Source organism: Kribbella antiqua, from assembly GCF_004345665.1.
Taxonomy (GTDB): Bacteria; Actinomycetota; Actinomycetes; order Propionibacteriales; family Kribbellaceae; genus Kribbella; species Kribbella antiqua.
In genome coordinates this window covers 1-14450 of the sequence record NZ_SLWR01000010.1, presented here as the reverse complement: position 1 = coordinate 14450, position 14450 = coordinate 1, and the positions used below count along the sequence as shown (strand labels likewise).

General features: G+C 68.4%; 18 protein-coding genes. 15 read left to right on the top strand and 3 right to left on the bottom strand.

Translation table 11 applies throughout. The features are described 5' to 3' along the window. The first annotated feature begins 4 nt into the window (after nucleotides 1–4). The 9 genes from coaD (at nucleotide 5) to EV646_RS26485 (ending at nucleotide 7882) form a co-directional block, all read left to right on the top strand. Complete coding sequence (coaD, locus tag EV646_RS26525; protein WP_132153228.1) at nucleotides 5–475, top strand: pantetheine-phosphate adenylyltransferase; 471 nt, start codon at nucleotides 5–7, stop codon at nucleotides 473–475. A 129-nt stretch (nucleotides 476–604) separates the two neighbouring features. Beyond that, nucleotides 605–1120, top strand: a complete 516-nt coding sequence (locus EV646_RS26520; RefSeq protein ID WP_199237213.1) for a YceD family protein — start codon at nucleotides 605–607, stop codon at nucleotides 1118–1120. Between the two features lie 69 nt (nucleotides 1121–1189). Beyond that, nucleotides 1190–1381 carry a 50S ribosomal protein L32 gene (gene rpmF, locus EV646_RS26515; protein WP_077012766.1) on the top strand — a complete coding sequence of 64 codons (192 nt, stop codon included), beginning with the start codon at nucleotides 1190–1192 and terminating at the stop codon, nucleotides 1379–1381. A 15-nt stretch (nucleotides 1382–1396) separates the two neighbouring features. Further along, nucleotides 1397–2125 carry a ribonuclease III gene (rnc, locus tag EV646_RS26510; protein WP_132153224.1) on the top strand — a complete coding sequence of 243 codons (729 nt, stop codon included), beginning with the start codon at nucleotides 1397–1399 and terminating at the stop codon, nucleotides 2123–2125. A gap of 1 nt (nucleotide 2126) precedes the next feature. Beyond that, nucleotides 2127–2981 carry a bifunctional DNA-formamidopyrimidine glycosylase/DNA-(apurinic or apyrimidinic site) lyase gene (gene mutM, locus EV646_RS26505; protein ID WP_132153222.1) on the top strand — a complete coding sequence of 285 codons (855 nt, stop codon included), beginning with the start codon at nucleotides 2127–2129 and terminating at the stop codon, nucleotides 2979–2981. A 183-nt stretch (nucleotides 2982–3164) separates the two neighbouring features. After that, nucleotides 3165–3320, top strand: a complete 156-nt coding sequence (locus EV646_RS26500; RefSeq protein WP_233712037.1) for a hypothetical protein — start codon at nucleotides 3165–3167, stop codon at nucleotides 3318–3320. A 281-nt stretch (nucleotides 3321–3601) separates the two neighbouring features. Beyond that, complete coding sequence (gene smc, locus EV646_RS26495) at nucleotides 3602–7162, top strand: chromosome segregation protein SMC (protein ID WP_199237238.1); 3561 nt, start codon at nucleotides 3602–3604, stop codon at nucleotides 7160–7162. Nucleotides 7163–7206: 44 nt separating this feature from the next. Then, the gene (locus tag EV646_RS26490) at nucleotides 7207–7485 is read left to right on the top strand and encodes a type II toxin-antitoxin system Phd/YefM family antitoxin (protein WP_132153219.1); all 279 of its coding nucleotides are present in this window, start codon (nucleotides 7207–7209) and stop codon (nucleotides 7483–7485) included. Then, a complete protein-coding gene (locus EV646_RS26485) occupies nucleotides 7478–7882 on the top strand; it encodes a type II toxin-antitoxin system VapC family toxin (RefSeq protein ID WP_132153217.1) in 405 nt (134 codons plus the stop codon). Before EV646_RS26490 ends, EV646_RS26485 begins: the two co-directional genes overlap by 8 nt. On the opposite strand, the gene EV646_RS26480 is transcribed toward EV646_RS26485, so the two are convergent. Next, complete coding sequence (locus tag EV646_RS26480) at nucleotides 7883–8206, bottom strand: nuclear transport factor 2 family protein (protein WP_132153215.1); 324 nt, start codon at nucleotides 8204–8206, stop codon at nucleotides 7883–7885. A 72-nt stretch (nucleotides 8207–8278) separates the two neighbouring features. Here EV646_RS26480 and EV646_RS26475 point away from each other — a divergent pair, with 72 nt between their 5' ends. The 5 genes from EV646_RS26475 to EV646_RS26455 all read left to right on the top strand — a co-directional run bounded on the left by EV646_RS26475 (nucleotide 8279) and on the right by EV646_RS26455 (nucleotide 11886). After that, nucleotides 8279–8791, top strand: coding sequence for a COG4315 family predicted lipoprotein (locus tag EV646_RS26475; protein WP_132153213.1), 513 nt, complete (start codon nucleotides 8279–8281; stop codon nucleotides 8789–8791). A gap of 40 nt (nucleotides 8792–8831) precedes the next feature. Further along, nucleotides 8832–9362: a sigma-70 family RNA polymerase sigma factor gene (locus EV646_RS26470; RefSeq protein WP_132153211.1), complete on the top strand. Its 531-nt coding sequence runs from the start codon at nucleotides 8832–8834 to the stop codon at nucleotides 9360–9362. Then, the gene (locus tag EV646_RS26465; RefSeq protein ID WP_132153209.1) at nucleotides 9359–10033 is read left to right on the top strand and encodes an anti-sigma factor family protein; all 675 of its coding nucleotides are present in this window, start codon (nucleotides 9359–9361) and stop codon (nucleotides 10031–10033) included. The genes EV646_RS26470 and EV646_RS26465 overlap by 4 nt, the downstream gene beginning before the upstream one ends. 32 nt (nucleotides 10034–10065) lie before the next feature. Continuing rightward, entirely contained in the window at nucleotides 10066–11172 is a 1107-nt protein-coding gene (locus EV646_RS26460) for a threonine aldolase family protein (RefSeq protein ID WP_132153207.1), read from the top strand. A 156-nt stretch (nucleotides 11173–11328) separates the two neighbouring features. Then, nucleotides 11329–11886: a dihydrofolate reductase family protein gene (locus tag EV646_RS26455; RefSeq protein ID WP_132153205.1), complete on the top strand. Its 558-nt coding sequence runs from the start codon at nucleotides 11329–11331 to the stop codon at nucleotides 11884–11886. Here the strand turns inward: EV646_RS26455 and EV646_RS26450 are convergent. Together EV646_RS26450 and EV646_RS26445 are read right to left on the bottom strand one after the other, a co-directional pair. Continuing rightward, entirely contained in the window at nucleotides 11879–12784 is a 906-nt protein-coding gene (locus tag EV646_RS26450) for a M56 family metallopeptidase (protein ID WP_132153203.1), read from the bottom strand. The two genes, EV646_RS26455 and EV646_RS26450, sit on opposite strands and share 8 nt — an antisense overlap. Then, nucleotides 12781–13167, bottom strand: coding sequence for a BlaI/MecI/CopY family transcriptional regulator (locus tag EV646_RS26445; RefSeq protein WP_132153201.1), 387 nt, complete (start codon nucleotides 13165–13167; stop codon nucleotides 12781–12783). Before EV646_RS26445 ends, EV646_RS26450 begins: the two co-directional genes overlap by 4 nt. Nucleotides 13168–13248: 81 nt before the next feature. Here EV646_RS26445 and EV646_RS26440 point away from each other — a divergent pair. Next, nucleotides 13249–14450, top strand: a 1202-nt coding sequence (locus tag EV646_RS26440; RefSeq protein WP_132153199.1) for a cytochrome ubiquinol oxidase subunit I, incomplete at its 3' end; no start/stop codon positions are given.

Here is a 14450-nt window from a genome sequence, read left to right as displayed (position 1 = left end):
GCCAATGAGTAAGGCTGTCTTCCCGGGGACCTTCGACCCGCCGACGAACGGGCATCTGGACATCATCGCCCGGGCGTCCGCGGCCTTCGCCGAGGTGATCGTCGCGGCCGGGGTGAACCAGTCCAAGCAGCGGCTGTTCGACGTGGAGGAGCGGATCGCGATGCTGACCGAGATCGCGGCGCCGTACGGCAACGTCCGGATCGCGACCTTCGAGGGGCTGCTGGTCGAGTACTGCCGGCGCGAGGGCGCCGGGGTGATCGTCAAGGGGCTGCGCTCGGCGGCAGACTACGACTACGAACTGCAGATGGCCCAGCTGAACCACGCCATGACCGGGGTGGACACGATGTTCCTGCCCACCGCCTCGGAGAACGCTTTCATCTCCTCCAGCTGGGTCAAGGAGATCGCCAAGCTGGGTGGTGACGTGGCCGGGTTCGTGCCACCCTCTGTTCACTCCCGGTTACTGAAGAAACTCTAGAGTCGCCCCGAATTGGGCGACTGGCCGCGGAGTTGGTAATGTTGAGCCTCGGTCTCGACGAGACCGAGATCTTGCCTGCCCACGCCTGAGAGGAATGTCCTGAGCGTCTTGGACCCGCGGTCCCCACTCGTGATCGACACGCACGAGCTGACACGCCGCGCCGGGTCCCAGCGCGAAGTCACCTTCACGGCACCGGCTCCGGAGGATCTCGGAATCGACGTGATCGGCGTCCCCGAGGGCGACCCGATCCAGTTCGATCTACGGCTGGAGTCGGTCGTCGAAGGGGTTCTCGTCACCGGGACGGCCAGCGGCCGACTGGTCGGGGAGTGCGCGCGGTGCCTGGTCGATATCGAGGACGAGTTCCTCGCTGACGTCCAGGAGCTGTACGTCTACCCGGAAAGCGAAGCCGAACCGGACGAGGCCAGCCGGATGGAGGGCGATCTGATCGACCTCGAGCCGGTGCTGAGGGACCAGGTGGTGCTCGCGCTGCCGTTCCAGCCCTTGTGTTCGGACGACTGTCCGGGTCTGTGCCCCGACTGTGGGGTGCGCCTGGCGGACGAGCCCGGCCACAAGCACGAGGATCCGACCGATCCCCGCTGGGCCGCCCTCGGCGGCTTGCTCCAGAACGACCAGCAGGACAACTGAAAACCGAACCACACGTCAGCCAAGCCGGCCGGGTCCACCAGCCCCCGGCCGAACCGAGGAGTCATAACCGTGGCCGTTCCGAAGCGGAAGATGTCGCGCAGCAACACCCGCAGCCGCCGGGCCCAGTGGAAGACCACTGCCCCGTCGCTGGTCACCTGCGTGAACCCCGCCTGCCGCGCGAAGCACCTGCAGCACACCGTCTGCCCGACCTGCGGCCAGTACGGCGCCAAGGGCGAGCGTCGCCAGGTCGTCGAGAGCTAAGCGACACCTCACCCAGTGAATTCGGTCAACGAAACGGGGCTCTACGCCGAGCTGAACCAGCGGCTCGGCGTATCGCTGGCTGACGACTTACTGGAGCACGCCTTCACCCACCGCTCGTACGCGTACGAGAACGGCGGGTTGCCGACGAACGAGCGACTGGAGTTCCTGGGGGACTCCGTCCTCGGCGTCATCGTCACGGAGTCGCTGTTCCGCAACCATCCGGACCTGTCCGAGGGCCGGCTGGCCAAGCTGCGCGCCGCCGTGGTCAACATGCGAGCGCTGGCCGGCGTCGCCCGCGAGCTCAAGCTGGGCAAGTACCTGCGGCTCGGCCGCGGCGAGGAGGCGACCGGCGGGCGGGACAAGTCGTCCATCCTGGCCGACTGCGTCGAGGCGTTGATCGGTGCCGTCTACCTGGACCGCGGGTTCGAGACCGCCGGCCAGGTGGTGCACAAGCTCTTCGACGAGCTGATGGAGTCCTCGGCCCGGCTCGGTGCCGGCCTGGACTGGAAGACCTCGCTGCAGGAGCTCGTCGCCCAGCTCGGCGTCGGCGTCCCGGAGTACGTGATCGCCGAGTCCGGCCCGGACCACGCCAAGACCTTCGAGGCGCGGGTCCGGATCGGCTCCGACACCTACGGGCATGGGATCGGCCGGAGCAAGAAGGAAGCCGAGCAGCAGGCCGCTGAGACCGCCTGGAAGGCGTTGCGCGCCGCCCACCCGGACAGCACGGACCCCTCGCAGTCCTGAGGTGCCCGAGCTTCCCGAGGTAGAGGTCGTACGCCGCGGTCTGGCGGAATTCACCACCGGGCGGACGATCGACGCCGTCGAAGTGCTGCATCCCCGTCCGGTACGGCGCCATGCCGCCGGGCCGGACGATTTCGTGGCGCGGCTCAAGGGTCAGGTGTTCGCCGAACCAGCCCGGCGCGGGAAGTACCTGTGGCTGCCGTTGGAGTCGGGTGACGCCGTACTGACGCATCTCGGCATGAGCGGGCAGTTCCGGGTCCAGCCGGTCGGGGCGCCGGACGAGCCGCACCTGCGGGTGCGGTTCCGGTTCGCCGACGACGGCGGAGAGGTCCGGTTTGTGGACCAGCGGATGTTCGGCGGTCTGTCCTACTCCGAGGGCGGCGCGGAGCTGCCCGCGGAGATCGCTCACATCGCCCGGGACCCGTTCGATCCCCTGTTCGACCCGGAGCTGTTCGTGGCCGCCGTACGGCGACGCAAGACCGGGCTGAAACGGGCGTTGCTGGACCAGTCGCTGATCAGCGGGGTCGGCAATATCTACGCCGACGAAGCACTGTGGCGGGCCAGGCTGCACTACGCGCGGGCGACCGAGACGCTGAAACCCTTGCAGATAAGGGAGATCCTGCTGCACGCCCATGAGGTGATGGCCGCCGCGCTGGACGTCGGCGGGACCAGCTTCGACGCCCTGTACGTCAACGTGAACGGGGAATCCGGCTACTTCGAACGCGGCTTGAACGTCTACGGGCAAGAGGGAAGCCCGTGTCCGCGCGACGGCCGGCCGATCCGTCGCGAGCCGTTCATGAACCGTTCGTCGTATCGGTGTCCGAAATGTCAGCCGGTCCCTCGCCATGTCCGCTGGTGAGCGAGGTATCGTTAATAACTGGGGCCCAGGTTGACCGCCGGGCCCGCCGGTGTCACCCTGAAAGACGGCACACCTTTCATTCGGCGCTCCGCGGACCAGGGGCGCACAGAGGCCAGAACCCTTCCGGAGGACAGCACAATGGCCAAGGCTCTTCTAGGGCACCTTGGAGGCACTGACCCGCGCATGCTCGAGCAGGTTCGACTGCTCAACCGGCGTGTCGCCGATCTGGAGGCGCACGTGATGCGCCTGCAGGCAGAGAACGACCACCTCGTCGCACAGGTCCACGAGGGCCGGCTGCTCACAGTTGACGAGGCTCTGCGCGCTCCCGCTTCGGTCTGAGGACCCGAGCCGCGACAAAAGAGTTTCATCTCTACCGTCCGCACGACCCACGGCGGTGGCCCCCGTCCGGGCCTCCGCCGCCTTTTTTGGTAAAACAAGCACTGCATGTCCAGTTGTTGCCCTCTTGCCGGCCCTTCTGACGGCTGGCCTCCACCGGTTCGATTGAGTCTCTAGGTAGACTCCGAAGCGGAACTACTTCCCCCGGGTAGCGGCAGCGTCACGAGCAGTTACGACGGTTCCTCAGGTATCGTCTGTCCTTTCACGGGTTGGAGAGCTTCGCCTTGTACCTGAAGAGCATGACGCTCCGAGGCTTCAAGTCGTTCGCGTCGGCCACGACGATGAACTTCGAACCGGGCATCACCTGCATCGTCGGCCCGAACGGCTCCGGCAAGTCCAATGTCGTCGACGCCCTCGCCTGGGTGATGGGTGAGCAGGGCGCCAAGTCGCTGCGCGGCGGCAAGATGGAGGACGTCATCTTCGCCGGCACTTCCGGCCGCGCCCCGCTGGGCCGCGCCGAGGTGGTGCTGACCATCGACAACACCGACGGCGCGCTGCCGATCGAGTACGCCGAGGTGACGATCTCGCGGACCATGTTCCGCAACGGCGGCTCGGACTACCAGATCAACGGCCAGAACTGCCGGCTGCTCGACGTCCAGGAACTGCTCAGCGACTCCGGTATCGGCCGCGAGATGCACGTCATCGTCGGCCAGGGCCAGCTCGACTCGATCCTGCGCGCCACGCCGGAAGGCCGGCGCGGGTTCGTCGAGGAGGCGGCCGGTGTCCTGAAGCACCGCAAGCGCAAGGAAAAGGCGATCCGGAAGCTGGAGGCCACCGAGGGCAACCTGCACCGGCTCGGCGACCTGATCACCGAGATCCGCCGCCAGCTCAAGCCGCTCGGGCGCCAGGCGGAGGTGGCGCGCCGTGCGGTGACGATCCAGGCCGAGGTCCGCGACGGCCGGGCCCGCCTGCTCGCCGACGACATCGTCCAGGCACAGTCCGCGCTGGAGGCCGAGCTCAAGGACGAGGCGGCGCTGACCCAGCGACGTGCCGAGACCGAGGCGAAGCTGCGCGAGGCCCGGGAGCTCGAGGCCGAGCTGGAGGATGCGCTGCGCGAGGACGCGCCGGCGCTGCAGGCCGCGCAGGACACCTGGTACCAGCTGTCCGGCTTCGGCGAGAAGATCAAGGGTACGGCGCGAATCGCGGCCGACCGGATCCGCTCGCTCAACGACGAGGCCGACGAACCACGGGCCGGCCGGGATCCGGAGGAGCTCGAGCTCGAGGCTGCCCGGATCCGGGAGACCGAGGCGCAGATCGAGGCCGAGGTCGAGGCCCACTCCGAGCTGCTCGCGGACGCGGTTGAGCGCCGGCAGCAGCTGGAGTCGCAGGAAGCCGAGGAGGAGCGCCGGATCGCGGCACTGATCCGGGCCGCCGCCGACCGCCGCGAGGGCCTGGCCCGGCTGACCGGCCAGGTGAACGCGCTGAAGAGCCGCGCGGCCGCCGCCGAGTCCGAGATCGGCCGGCTCGCGACCAACATGCGCGAGGCCGAGGCCCGCGCTGCCAAGGCGCAGCACGACTTCACCGCGCTGGAGACCCAGGTCGCCGGCCTCGACGCCGGTGAGAAGGGCCTGGACGACCAGTACGAGGCCGCTCAGGCGGTCCTCGACGAGCTGGACGAGCGCCTGGCCAAGCTCCGCGCCGAAGAGCGGGACGCTGAGCGTGAGCGCACCGGTCTGGCCGCCCGGAAGGAAGCCCTGGAGCTCGGCCTGAACCGCAAGGACGGCGCCGGCGCCCTGCTGGCCGCCTCCGAGCAGGTCAACGGCCTGATGGGCTCGGTGGCCGCGCTGCTGAGCGTGCGTTCCGGATACGAGACGGCTATCGCGGCTGCGCTCGGAGAGGCCGCTGACGCCGTCGCGGTGACACACACCGACGCAGCGCTGCAGGCGGTCGGGCACCTGAAGCAGCACGACCTGGGTCGTGCCGGTCTGCTCCTCGGTGACGCTCCGGCCGACGACTACTCGACGTGGCCGCAGCTGCCGTATGGAGCGTCGTACGCCGTTGATGTCGTGGACTGCCCGGAGAGCCTGCGGCCCGCCTTGCGGCGACTGCTGCGCAAGGTTGCCGTAGTGGACGACGTACCGGCCGCGCAGTCGCTGGTGAGCCACCTGCCCGACGTCACGTGCGCTACGCGCGCTGGCGACGTACTGGGAGCTCACTTCGCGTACGGCGGTTCGGACGCGGCGCCGAGCCTGATCGAGGTGCAGTCCGCGGTCGACGAGGCTGCGGAGAAGCTGACCGAGGCTACGGCTCGGAGCGAGCGGCTGCGGTTCGAGCTGGCGGCGATGGAGGACGAGCGGGCCCGGCAGAAGGAGTCCGTCGAGATCACGCTCGCCCGGCTGCACGAGTCGGACGCGGCGATGGCAGCGGTGGCTGAGCAGCTGGCGCACTTTGGGTCGCTGGCCAAGGCGTCCCGCGGTGAGGCGCAGCGGATGGCTGAGGCCATCGCGGCGGCCGAGGAAGAGCGCGACCGGAACCTGTCCGGCCTGGCTGAGCTGGAGGAGCGGCTCACCGACGCCGAGGCCTTCGATGACGACGGCGACGAGCCGGACACCTCGGAGCGGGACCGGCTGGCGGAGGCCGCCAAGGCGGGTCGCGCGGCCGAGATGGAGGCGCGGCTGGCGCTGCGGACCACCGAGGAGCGGGCGCGGGCGCTGTCCGGCCGCGCAGACTCGCTGGAGCGTGCGGCGCGACAGGAGCGCGAGGCGCGGGCTCGGGCGATCGCACGGGCCGCACGGCGGGCCCGGCAGGCCGAGGCGGCGCAGGCTGTGCACCTGGCGGCTGGCCACGTGCTGGCGCGGCTGGAGTCGTCGCTGCAGCAGGCTGCTGCCGAGCGGGCGGCGATCCAGGCGCAACGTGCGGACCGTGAGCAGGCGCTGGCGCAGGCCCGGTCGGCGACGCGCAACCTGAGCTCCGAGCTGGAGCAGCTGACGAACACCGTGCACCGCGACCAGCTGGCCCGGGCCGAGCAGAAGATGCGGCTGGAGGCGTTGTACGAGAAGGCGCTCGGCGATGTCGGCATGGAGGTCGAGGTACTGGTCCGCGAGTACGGACCGGACCAGCTGGTGCCGCCGCTGCCGAAGGACGGCGACGACGACACGCTGGAGCTGGAAGGCGAGCCGTTCAACCGGACCAAGGTCGAGAAGCGGCTCAAGCAGGCCGAGCGCGCGCTGAACCAGCTAGGGCGGATCAACCCGCTCGCGCTGGAAGAGTTCGACGCCATGGAGGAGCGGCACCGGTTCCTGTCCGAGCAGCTGGACGACCTGAAGAAGTCCCGGCGCGACCTGATGGACATCGTGAAGGAGGTCGACGAGCGGGTCGAGCAGGTCTTCACCGAGGCCTACCGCGATGTCGAGGTCGCCTTCGAGCACGTGTTCAGCCGGCTGTTCCCCGGCGGTGAGGGCCGGCTGGTGCTGACCGACCCGGACGACATGCTTGCCACCGGCATCGATGTCGAGGCGCGCCCACCGGGCAAGAAGGTCAAGCGGCTGTCGCTGCTGTCCGGTGGCGAGCGGTCACTGGTAGCGGTCGCCTTCCTGGTCGCCCTGTTCAAGGCGCGCCCGTCGCCGTTCTACATCCTCGACGAGGTCGAGGCGGCGCTGGACGACACGAACCTCGGCCGCCTGCTGGAGATCTACGAGGAACTCCGCGAGAACAGCCAGCTCCTGGTCATCACCCACCAGAAACGCACCATGGAGGTAGCCGACGCCCTCTACGGCGTCACCATGCGCGGCGACGGCGTCTCCTCCGTAATCTCCCAACGAATCCGCGAACCCGAGCCCGTCTAGACGACGCTGTAGCGAGCTGTGTCTCATGGCGCTACGCTGGAGTCATGAAGATCATCACTCAGCGAGAGTTCCGGAATCACTCTGCCGCGGTGATGGATGCCGTCGAGGCGGGGGAGACCTACCACATCACCCGGAACGGCACCGAGGTCGCCGAGCTGCGGCCACTGCACCGGCGGCGACGTATGAGTGCGCAGGAGCTGGTGGAGCGGCATCGCCGGCTGCCGCGCGTAGATGCCGCTCGTATGCGGCAGGAGGCAGACGAGTTCTTCGGCTCCGAGGACAGGGTCGGCGACGACGATCCGTGGGAGCGCACTGGTGGCTGAGCCAAGCGCCTCAGGTGTATTGGACACCTGTGCGTACATCGATCTCGGTGTCATCGACGCCGAAGCGCTTCCGGAGTATCCCGAGCTCACCGCCGTGACCCTCGCGGAGTTGCATCAGGGTGTTGCCATGGCGAAGGACGCTGCCACCAGAGCTGCCAGGACCGAGGTCCTCGGCGCTGCCGTCACCGACTTCGAGCCGCTGCCGTTCGACGGGGATGCGGCTGCTCGGTACGGCACGCTGGTCGCCCTCGTGATCTCGGCCGGCCGCGACCCACGGCCACGCAGGATGGACCTGATGATTGCGGCGATCGCGTCGAGCCGAGGAATTCCGCTCTACACACGCAATGCTGCTGATTTCAAGGGACTCGACGACGTGCTGACTGTCCGGGCGGTTTGATCAGGCCGTGATCGTCATCGAGGTGATCTGGTCGTTCTCGATGTCGAAGGTGAAGTGGGAGGGGCCGTTGTAGCCGGCGCCGCCTACTTGGGTGACGATCGTGAGCGGGTTGCCGGGGGTGGAGACTTCGGTGTCGGTGAAGGTGGCTTGTTTGCCGATGAGTTCGTTTTCGCTCCAGGAGCGGATGCGGTCGTGGCCGCGGAACTGGCGGCCCCAGTCGTCGACGTAGCCGTCCGCGGCGAACGCGGCGACGAAGGCGTCGTTGTCCTGCTCGTCGATCGCGGTCAGTGCGCGCTGGACCGCGGCCGGGATCTGCTCGCTCATGGGGCCGACGATAGCTGAACCGATCCGGGGTTTTGCTCGTGTGCGGGGTGTGAACAACCCCGAGGAGACACCATGAAGGCCCTTATTGCGGTGGTCGGGTCGGCCGTGCTCGGTCTGGCCACGTTGACAGCTTGCGGCGGCGACGACGGGTACGGCGGCGGTTCGTCGTCCAGCAGCTCCAGTGCGAGCCAGGCCGGTGGCGCCGCCAAGCTCGCCACCGCGGAGATCAGCGGCCTGGGCAAGGTCGTTGTCGATGGCAACGGCAAGACCGTGTACGTGTTCGACAAGGACACGTCCGGCAAGTCGAACTGCGAAGGCGACTGTCTGGCCAAGTGGCCGGCGGTAGCGGCCGGCGAGGGCACTCCGCAGCTGGACGGCGTGGACGCGTCCCTGGTGAGCACAGTGACCCGCAGCGACGGCAGCAAGCAGTTGGCGCTCGGCGGCCTGCCGCTGTACCTGTTCGCCAGCGACACCAAGGCCGGCGAGGCCAAGGGTCAGGCGGTCGGCGGAGTCTGGTGGGTAGTCGGCGCGGACGGCAAGAAGATCACCACTCAACCGTCCGGCAATGGCAATAGCGGTTACTGAGCGCCTGTGGGCCACGGCGGTCCCGGGTATCGTACGGACGGTGGGTGACTACCGCGGTCCGGATGCCGCCGAGGCCCTCATCCGTTCCCTGTACGCCGAACACGGCCGCAGCCTGCTGGCGTATGCCACCCGGCTGACCGGCGACCGGGCTGCGGCCGAGGACGTCGTACAGGAGACTCTGGTCAGGGCCTGGAAGCATGCGGACGACCTGACCGAGGGGAAAGGGTCTGTCCGCGGCTGGCTGCTGACGGTGACGCGGAACATCGTCACCGACCGGGCCAGGGCGCGGGCGGTCCGGCCGGCCGAGGTGGCGGACGTGGAGGACCGGCCGCCGGTCGAGAGCGACCACTCCGAGGCCGTGGTGAACACGATGGTGGTGCTGGCGGCGCTGGACAAGGTGTCGCCGGAACACCGTGAGGTGCTGGTGGAGCTGTACTACCGCGGCCGGTCGGTGAACGAGGCCGCCAAGGAGCTGGGCGTCCCGCCCGGTACCGTGAAATCGAGATCGTATTACGCCCTCCGAGCTCTGCGCGCGGTGATGGCAGGGACTGAACCGGAGGTGGCCCGATGAGTGAGCACGACCGCTCGCAGCTCGGTGCCTATGCCCTCGGCGCGCTGGAGCCGGACGAGGTCCGTGAGATGGACGAGCACCTTGCCACCTGCCCGGAGTGCCGTGCGGAGCTGGCTGAGCTGGAGGAAATGAAGGAGTTCCTCGGTGAGGTGCCGCCCGAGGCGTTCCTGGACGGTCCACCGGCCGATGGTGACCTCCTGCTCCAGCGCACCCTTCGTCAGGTCCGTACGGCTCCGGAGCCTCAGAAGAAGCAGCGCTCACGCTGGCTGTGGATCGCGGCTGCTCTCGTGCTGATCGCCGGTGCGCTCGGCGGCGGCGTGCTGATCGGGCGCCAGACCGTGGACCAGGTCGCGGAGCCGCCTGCCGGTTCTAGGCAGGTCAGTACGACGGACGCTGTCACTGGTACGACGATGGATACCACTGTCGAGCCACGTGCCGGGTGGAGCTGGATCCAGGTGCACCTGACCGGCCTGACGGCCGGTGCGGAGTGCGAGATGCTCGTGACCGACAAGTCGGGCAAGACCTGGGGTGCAGGCAGCTGGGTGGTGTCGGAGAAGGCGGCCCGCGACGGCAGCTACTTCGGCGGCGGTGTACTGGTGCCACTCGACCAGGTGCGGTCTGTGGAGATCAGGACGGTTCAGGGCAAGCACGTGGTCACCACCGCCCTCTGAAAGCCGGTTGCGGCTCAGGAGAGGATGGAGGCGTGCCTACCGCTTCCGTGTCGACAGCTTCTGAGGACCTCCGCGCCCGCCGTAAGGCAGCCTCCGAGAACTGCACCCGCTGGCTCTCCGCTTGCCGGCTACCTGCGGCAGACAGACTGCAGCAGCTGGCAGCGATCAGCTCTGAGGACGAGGCGGATGTCTACGGCAACGGTGGTGACGTTGCCCAGCTGGAGCAGGAAGTAGCCGACCTGCTGGGCAAACCGGCCGCCGTGTTCATGCCGAGCGGGATCATGGCGCAGCAGAGCGTGCTCCGGGTGTACGCCGACCGCGCGGGGACCACCCGGGTCGCCGTACATGGTCTGTCGCACCTGTTGGTGCATGAGTTGAACGCACTGGAGGAGGTGCACCGGCTCCGGATCGAGCGGTTGACTTCGGAGCCGCGGCAGCCGCGACCGGACGAGCTGGCCGCCATACCGGGGAAGCTGGCGGCTGTGGCGTTGGAGCTGCCGCTGCGCGACGCCGGGTTCGTCCTGCCCACGTGGGACGAGCTGGTGGTGTTCGCTGAGTCCTGTGCGGACCGCGGCGTACCACTGCATCTGGACGGCGCCCGGCTATGGGAGAGCACGCCGTACCTGGAGCACAGCCTGGCTGAGGTGGCCGCACTGGCTTCGACTGTCTATGTCTCGTTCTACAAGGGCCTTGGCGGGCTGAGCGGTGCAGCGCTCGCTGGGCCGGAGGACGTGATCGCGGAGGCTCGTCGCTGGCAACGCCGGCTTGGTGGCAACCTCTTTACGCTGCTGCCGTACGCCGTGTCCGCGCGCGAGAGCCTGCGCACTGTGCTGCCGGTGATGGGGGAGCTACACGAGCGGGCGGTGGAGCTCGCGGTTGCCTTGCAGAGCGAGGGCTTCCGGGTGTTTCCCGAGCCGCCGCACGCCAACTCCTTCCGGGTATTCGCGCCGCGCGCCGCCGACGTGATCGAGCCGGTGGCAGTACGGCGGATGGAGACCACGCGGGAGGCGATCTCGCCGCCGTGGCAGCAGGCCGACGTACCAGGCTGGTCGTGGGTGGAGCTGGTGGTGACTCCGGCCACTTTGGAGTGGCAGACCGACGAAGTGGTCAAAGCGTTCGCGGAACTTCTGCGAGACTGAACGCGTAACACTTTCAGTGAGGTTGTTTGTGGGGATACGGGGAGAGAAGTGCTGACGTTCGTCATCACCATGGTGGTTCTGCTGGTCCTGTCCGGGCTGGTGCTGCTGGCTGTCGCTCGGGGGGAAGGTAAGCATTTCGGGTAGTACGGTGCCTGGATGAGACGGTTGGTCTTCCAGGAATACGTAACGCTGGACGGGTACGCCGCCGGGCCGGATGGTGGGCTGGAGTTCTTCGACACGATCGCCGAGCACGCGGATGCCGACAACCTCGAGTTGCTCGAGAACGTCGACACGATGCTGCTCGGGGCCGAGACCTACCGGTTGTTCGTTGCTTTCTGGCCGACGGAGGCGTCGGCCGAGGAGGCGATCGCGCCGAAGCTCAACGCACTCCGCGTGGTGGTCGTGTCGAGGACCCTCGACAGCGCACCGTGGGGACCGTACGAGCCTGGGCTGGTGGTCCGCGACATCGACCAGGTGCGGGAGCTGAAGGCCGAGCCCGGTAAGGACATCATCCTGTGGGGCAGCATCACGCTGTTCCACTCGCTGCTGCTCGCCGGCCTGGTCGACGAGGTGCAGCTGCGGGTCTGCCCGGTGCTGCTGGGCGCGGGGAAGAGTGCGTTCCCCAGTAGCGGCTCGCCGGTCAACCTCGAGCTAATCGAGGCTCGGCCATGGGCAAAGGGCGGCGTGCTGCTGCGCTACCAGCCGGCTAGCTGACCGCATTGACGATTGCCGCGACTATCGGGGCGGCGACGGTGATCGTCGGCACGACCAGCAGGGCGGCTGCGGCGGCATAGGTGGCTGCTGAGAGCCAGGGGTAGCGGGGCTCTGGGTCGGCCAGGCGCTGGACGCGTAGGACGGTGGCCGACTTGGATGCCGCCATGGCCGCTTCTGGTGCGGGCGCTCCCGCCAGGGCTACCAGGGCGCGAGCCAGTGGGCGCGGGCCGTTGCGGCGGCGGGCGTCGTCGTCCGCCAGGAGCTCCACCAGCGTCCGCGCCTGCTCGAGCGCCACGTCACTACGGACCCAGCGGGGGAACGCCGTGTGCAGCGCAGTGAAGGCCTCGAGCACCAGGTCGTGGCGTGCCCGGAGATGCGCCTGCTCATGCGCGAGTACGGCGCGGAGTTCGCTGTCGTCGAGCCTGTCGAGCGCTCCAACCGAAACAACCACGCGGGACCCGCGGAGCGCGGGCAGGCAATAGGCGAGCGGCGTCTCCTCGGCCAGCACCCGCAGCCCAGGGATGAGGCCGTCCGGTGTCGCCAGTACGTCGACCAGGTCGCGGTGCCGCTTACGACGGGCTCTAGTGCCGACTGCTACTCGTCCGGCCGCCCAGAGGAGCTTGACTCCCACCAGTGCCGTCAGAGCAAGGATCGCGCCGGCCAGCAGGTCCCGAGGCGACGACGGGTCGAAGCGGGGATGCCCCGGCTCGCCGGCTGCGGAGTACGAGAGGGCGATACCGGCTCCTAGCGCAGCCAGGACTGCCGCCAGCGCTATGGACTGCCACAACGCCACGGCGGCCCGGGGTATCCGGTAGGGCCAGCCAGAGCGCGCCAGCAGCGCCGGCGCCGGTCCGGTCAGCACCAGGGCGAGTGCGGCGAGCAGGACCGGTGTGATCACCCCTCCCGCTCCTCCAGTCGCGCGAGCGCCTCGCGGAGCAGCGCAGCCTCCTCGTCGCTGACCTGGCCGACGAAGCGGACCAGAGCCTCGCGGCGGTCGCCGGCCCGGTCGAGGGCGTCGCGCATCAGGTCGGCGGCGAGCTCTTCCCGCGGTGACGCGGCCCGGTAGCGCCAGGCCTTCCCGTCCCGCTCCCGCTCGGTCAGCCGCTTCTTGGCCAGCCGGTCCAGAACGGTCATCACGGTCGTGTAGGCGAGCTCCCGGGTGAGGGACAGCTGCTCGTGCACCTCGCGCACGGTCAGCGCGCCAGGCGCCGCCCAGAGCTGCTCCATCACCAGCCGCTCCAGGTCGCCCAGGGGGCGCGGTGCCTTCTCCTCACTCGCCACGTGACCAGTATAACTACACGTCGTAGTAGATCCGCGCTAGCATCTACTACGTAACGTCGTAGATAACCGAGGGGACCTGACGTGGACACCCTGGATCTGGCCCGCTGGCAGTTCGCGATCACCACCGTGTACCACTTCTTCTTCGTCCCGGTGACGATCTCGCTGGTCGCGATCACGGCCGGCCTGCAGACCGCGTGGTACCGGACCGGCAAGGAGAAGTACCTGCGGCTGACCAAGTTCTACGGGAAGCTGTTCCTGATCAACATCGCGATGGGCGTGGTCACCGGCATCGTGCAGGAGTTCCAGTTCGGGATGAACTGGAGCGACTACTCCCGCTTCGTCGGGGACGTGTTCGGGGCGCCGCTCGCGCTGGAAGGGCTGCTCGCGTTCTTCCTCGAGTCGACCTTCATCGGATTGTGGATGTTCGGCTGGGACCGGCTTCCTCGCCGCGTGCACCTGGCCTGCATCTGGATGGTGGTGCTCGGCACCCAACTGTCGGCGTACTTCATCCTGGCGGCGAACTCCTGGATGCAGAACCCGGTCGGCTTCCGCTACAACGCCGAACGTGGCCGGGCGGAACTGACGGACCTGTGGGCAGTGCTGACCAACAAGGTCGTGCTGGTCACCTACCCACACACGATCTTCGCCGCGTTCATGGTCGGCGGCGCGTTCGTCGCCGGGGTGGCTCTGTGGCATCTGGTACGTCGGCCCGACGTCGATCGGGATGTCTTCCGGACGGCGCTCAAGCTCGGCGCGGTCATCGTGATCGCGGCGGGGGCCGGAGTCGCGCTGAGCGGAGATCAGCAGGGCAAGGTGATGACCGAGGTGCAGCCGATGAAGATGGCCGCGGCCGAGGCGCTGTACGAGACGGAGAAGCCGGCGTCGTTCTCGGCCTTCACCATCGGCACGCTGGACGGGTCGAAGGAGATCTTCTCGATCAAGGTGCCGTACCTGCTGTCGTTCCTCGCGACCGGGCACTTCGATGGCGAGGTGAAGGGGATCAACTCGCTGCAGCAGGCGTACGAGCAGCTGTACGGACCGGGGTCGTACAAGCCGAACATCCCGCTGACCTACTGGACCTTCCGGCTGATGATCGGGGTCGGGATGGCGTCCGCCGCGATCGCCGTGTGGTTGCTCTGGGCAACACGGAAGGGGCGCGCACCGAAGCGGTGGCTGGTCTGGCTGGCGATCCCGCTGCCGCTGCTGCCGCTGGTGGCGAACTGCTTCGGCTGGATCTTCACCGAGACCGGCCGGCAGCCCTGGCTGGTGTTCGGATTGTTGCC

Excerpts from the sequence above, each read along its gene's own strand:
- EV646_RS26465 (WP_132153209.1), top strand. The coding sequence starts at position 9,359 with ATGAGTGAGCACGACCGCTCGCAGCTCGGTGCCTATGCCCTCGGCGCG.
- EV646_RS26455 (WP_132153205.1), top strand. The coding sequence starts at position 11,329 with ATGAGACGGTTGGTCTTCCAGGAATACGTAACGCTGGACGGGTACGCC.
- EV646_RS26500 (WP_233712037.1), top strand. The coding sequence starts at position 3,165 with ATGCTCGAGCAGGTTCGACTGCTCAACCGGCGTGTCGCCGATCTGGAG.
- EV646_RS26475 (WP_132153213.1), top strand. The coding sequence starts at position 8,279 with ATGAAGGCCCTTATTGCGGTGGTCGGGTCGGCCGTGCTCGGTCTGGCC.
- EV646_RS26480 (WP_132153215.1), bottom strand. The coding sequence starts at position 8,206 with ATGAGCGAGCAGATCCCGGCCGCGGTCCAGCGCGCACTGACCGCGATC.
- EV646_RS26490 (WP_132153219.1), top strand. The coding sequence starts at position 7,207 with ATGAAGATCATCACTCAGCGAGAGTTCCGGAATCACTCTGCCGCGGTG.
- coaD (WP_132153228.1), top strand. The coding sequence starts at position 5 with ATGAGTAAGGCTGTCTTCCCGGGGACCTTCGACCCGCCGACGAACGGG.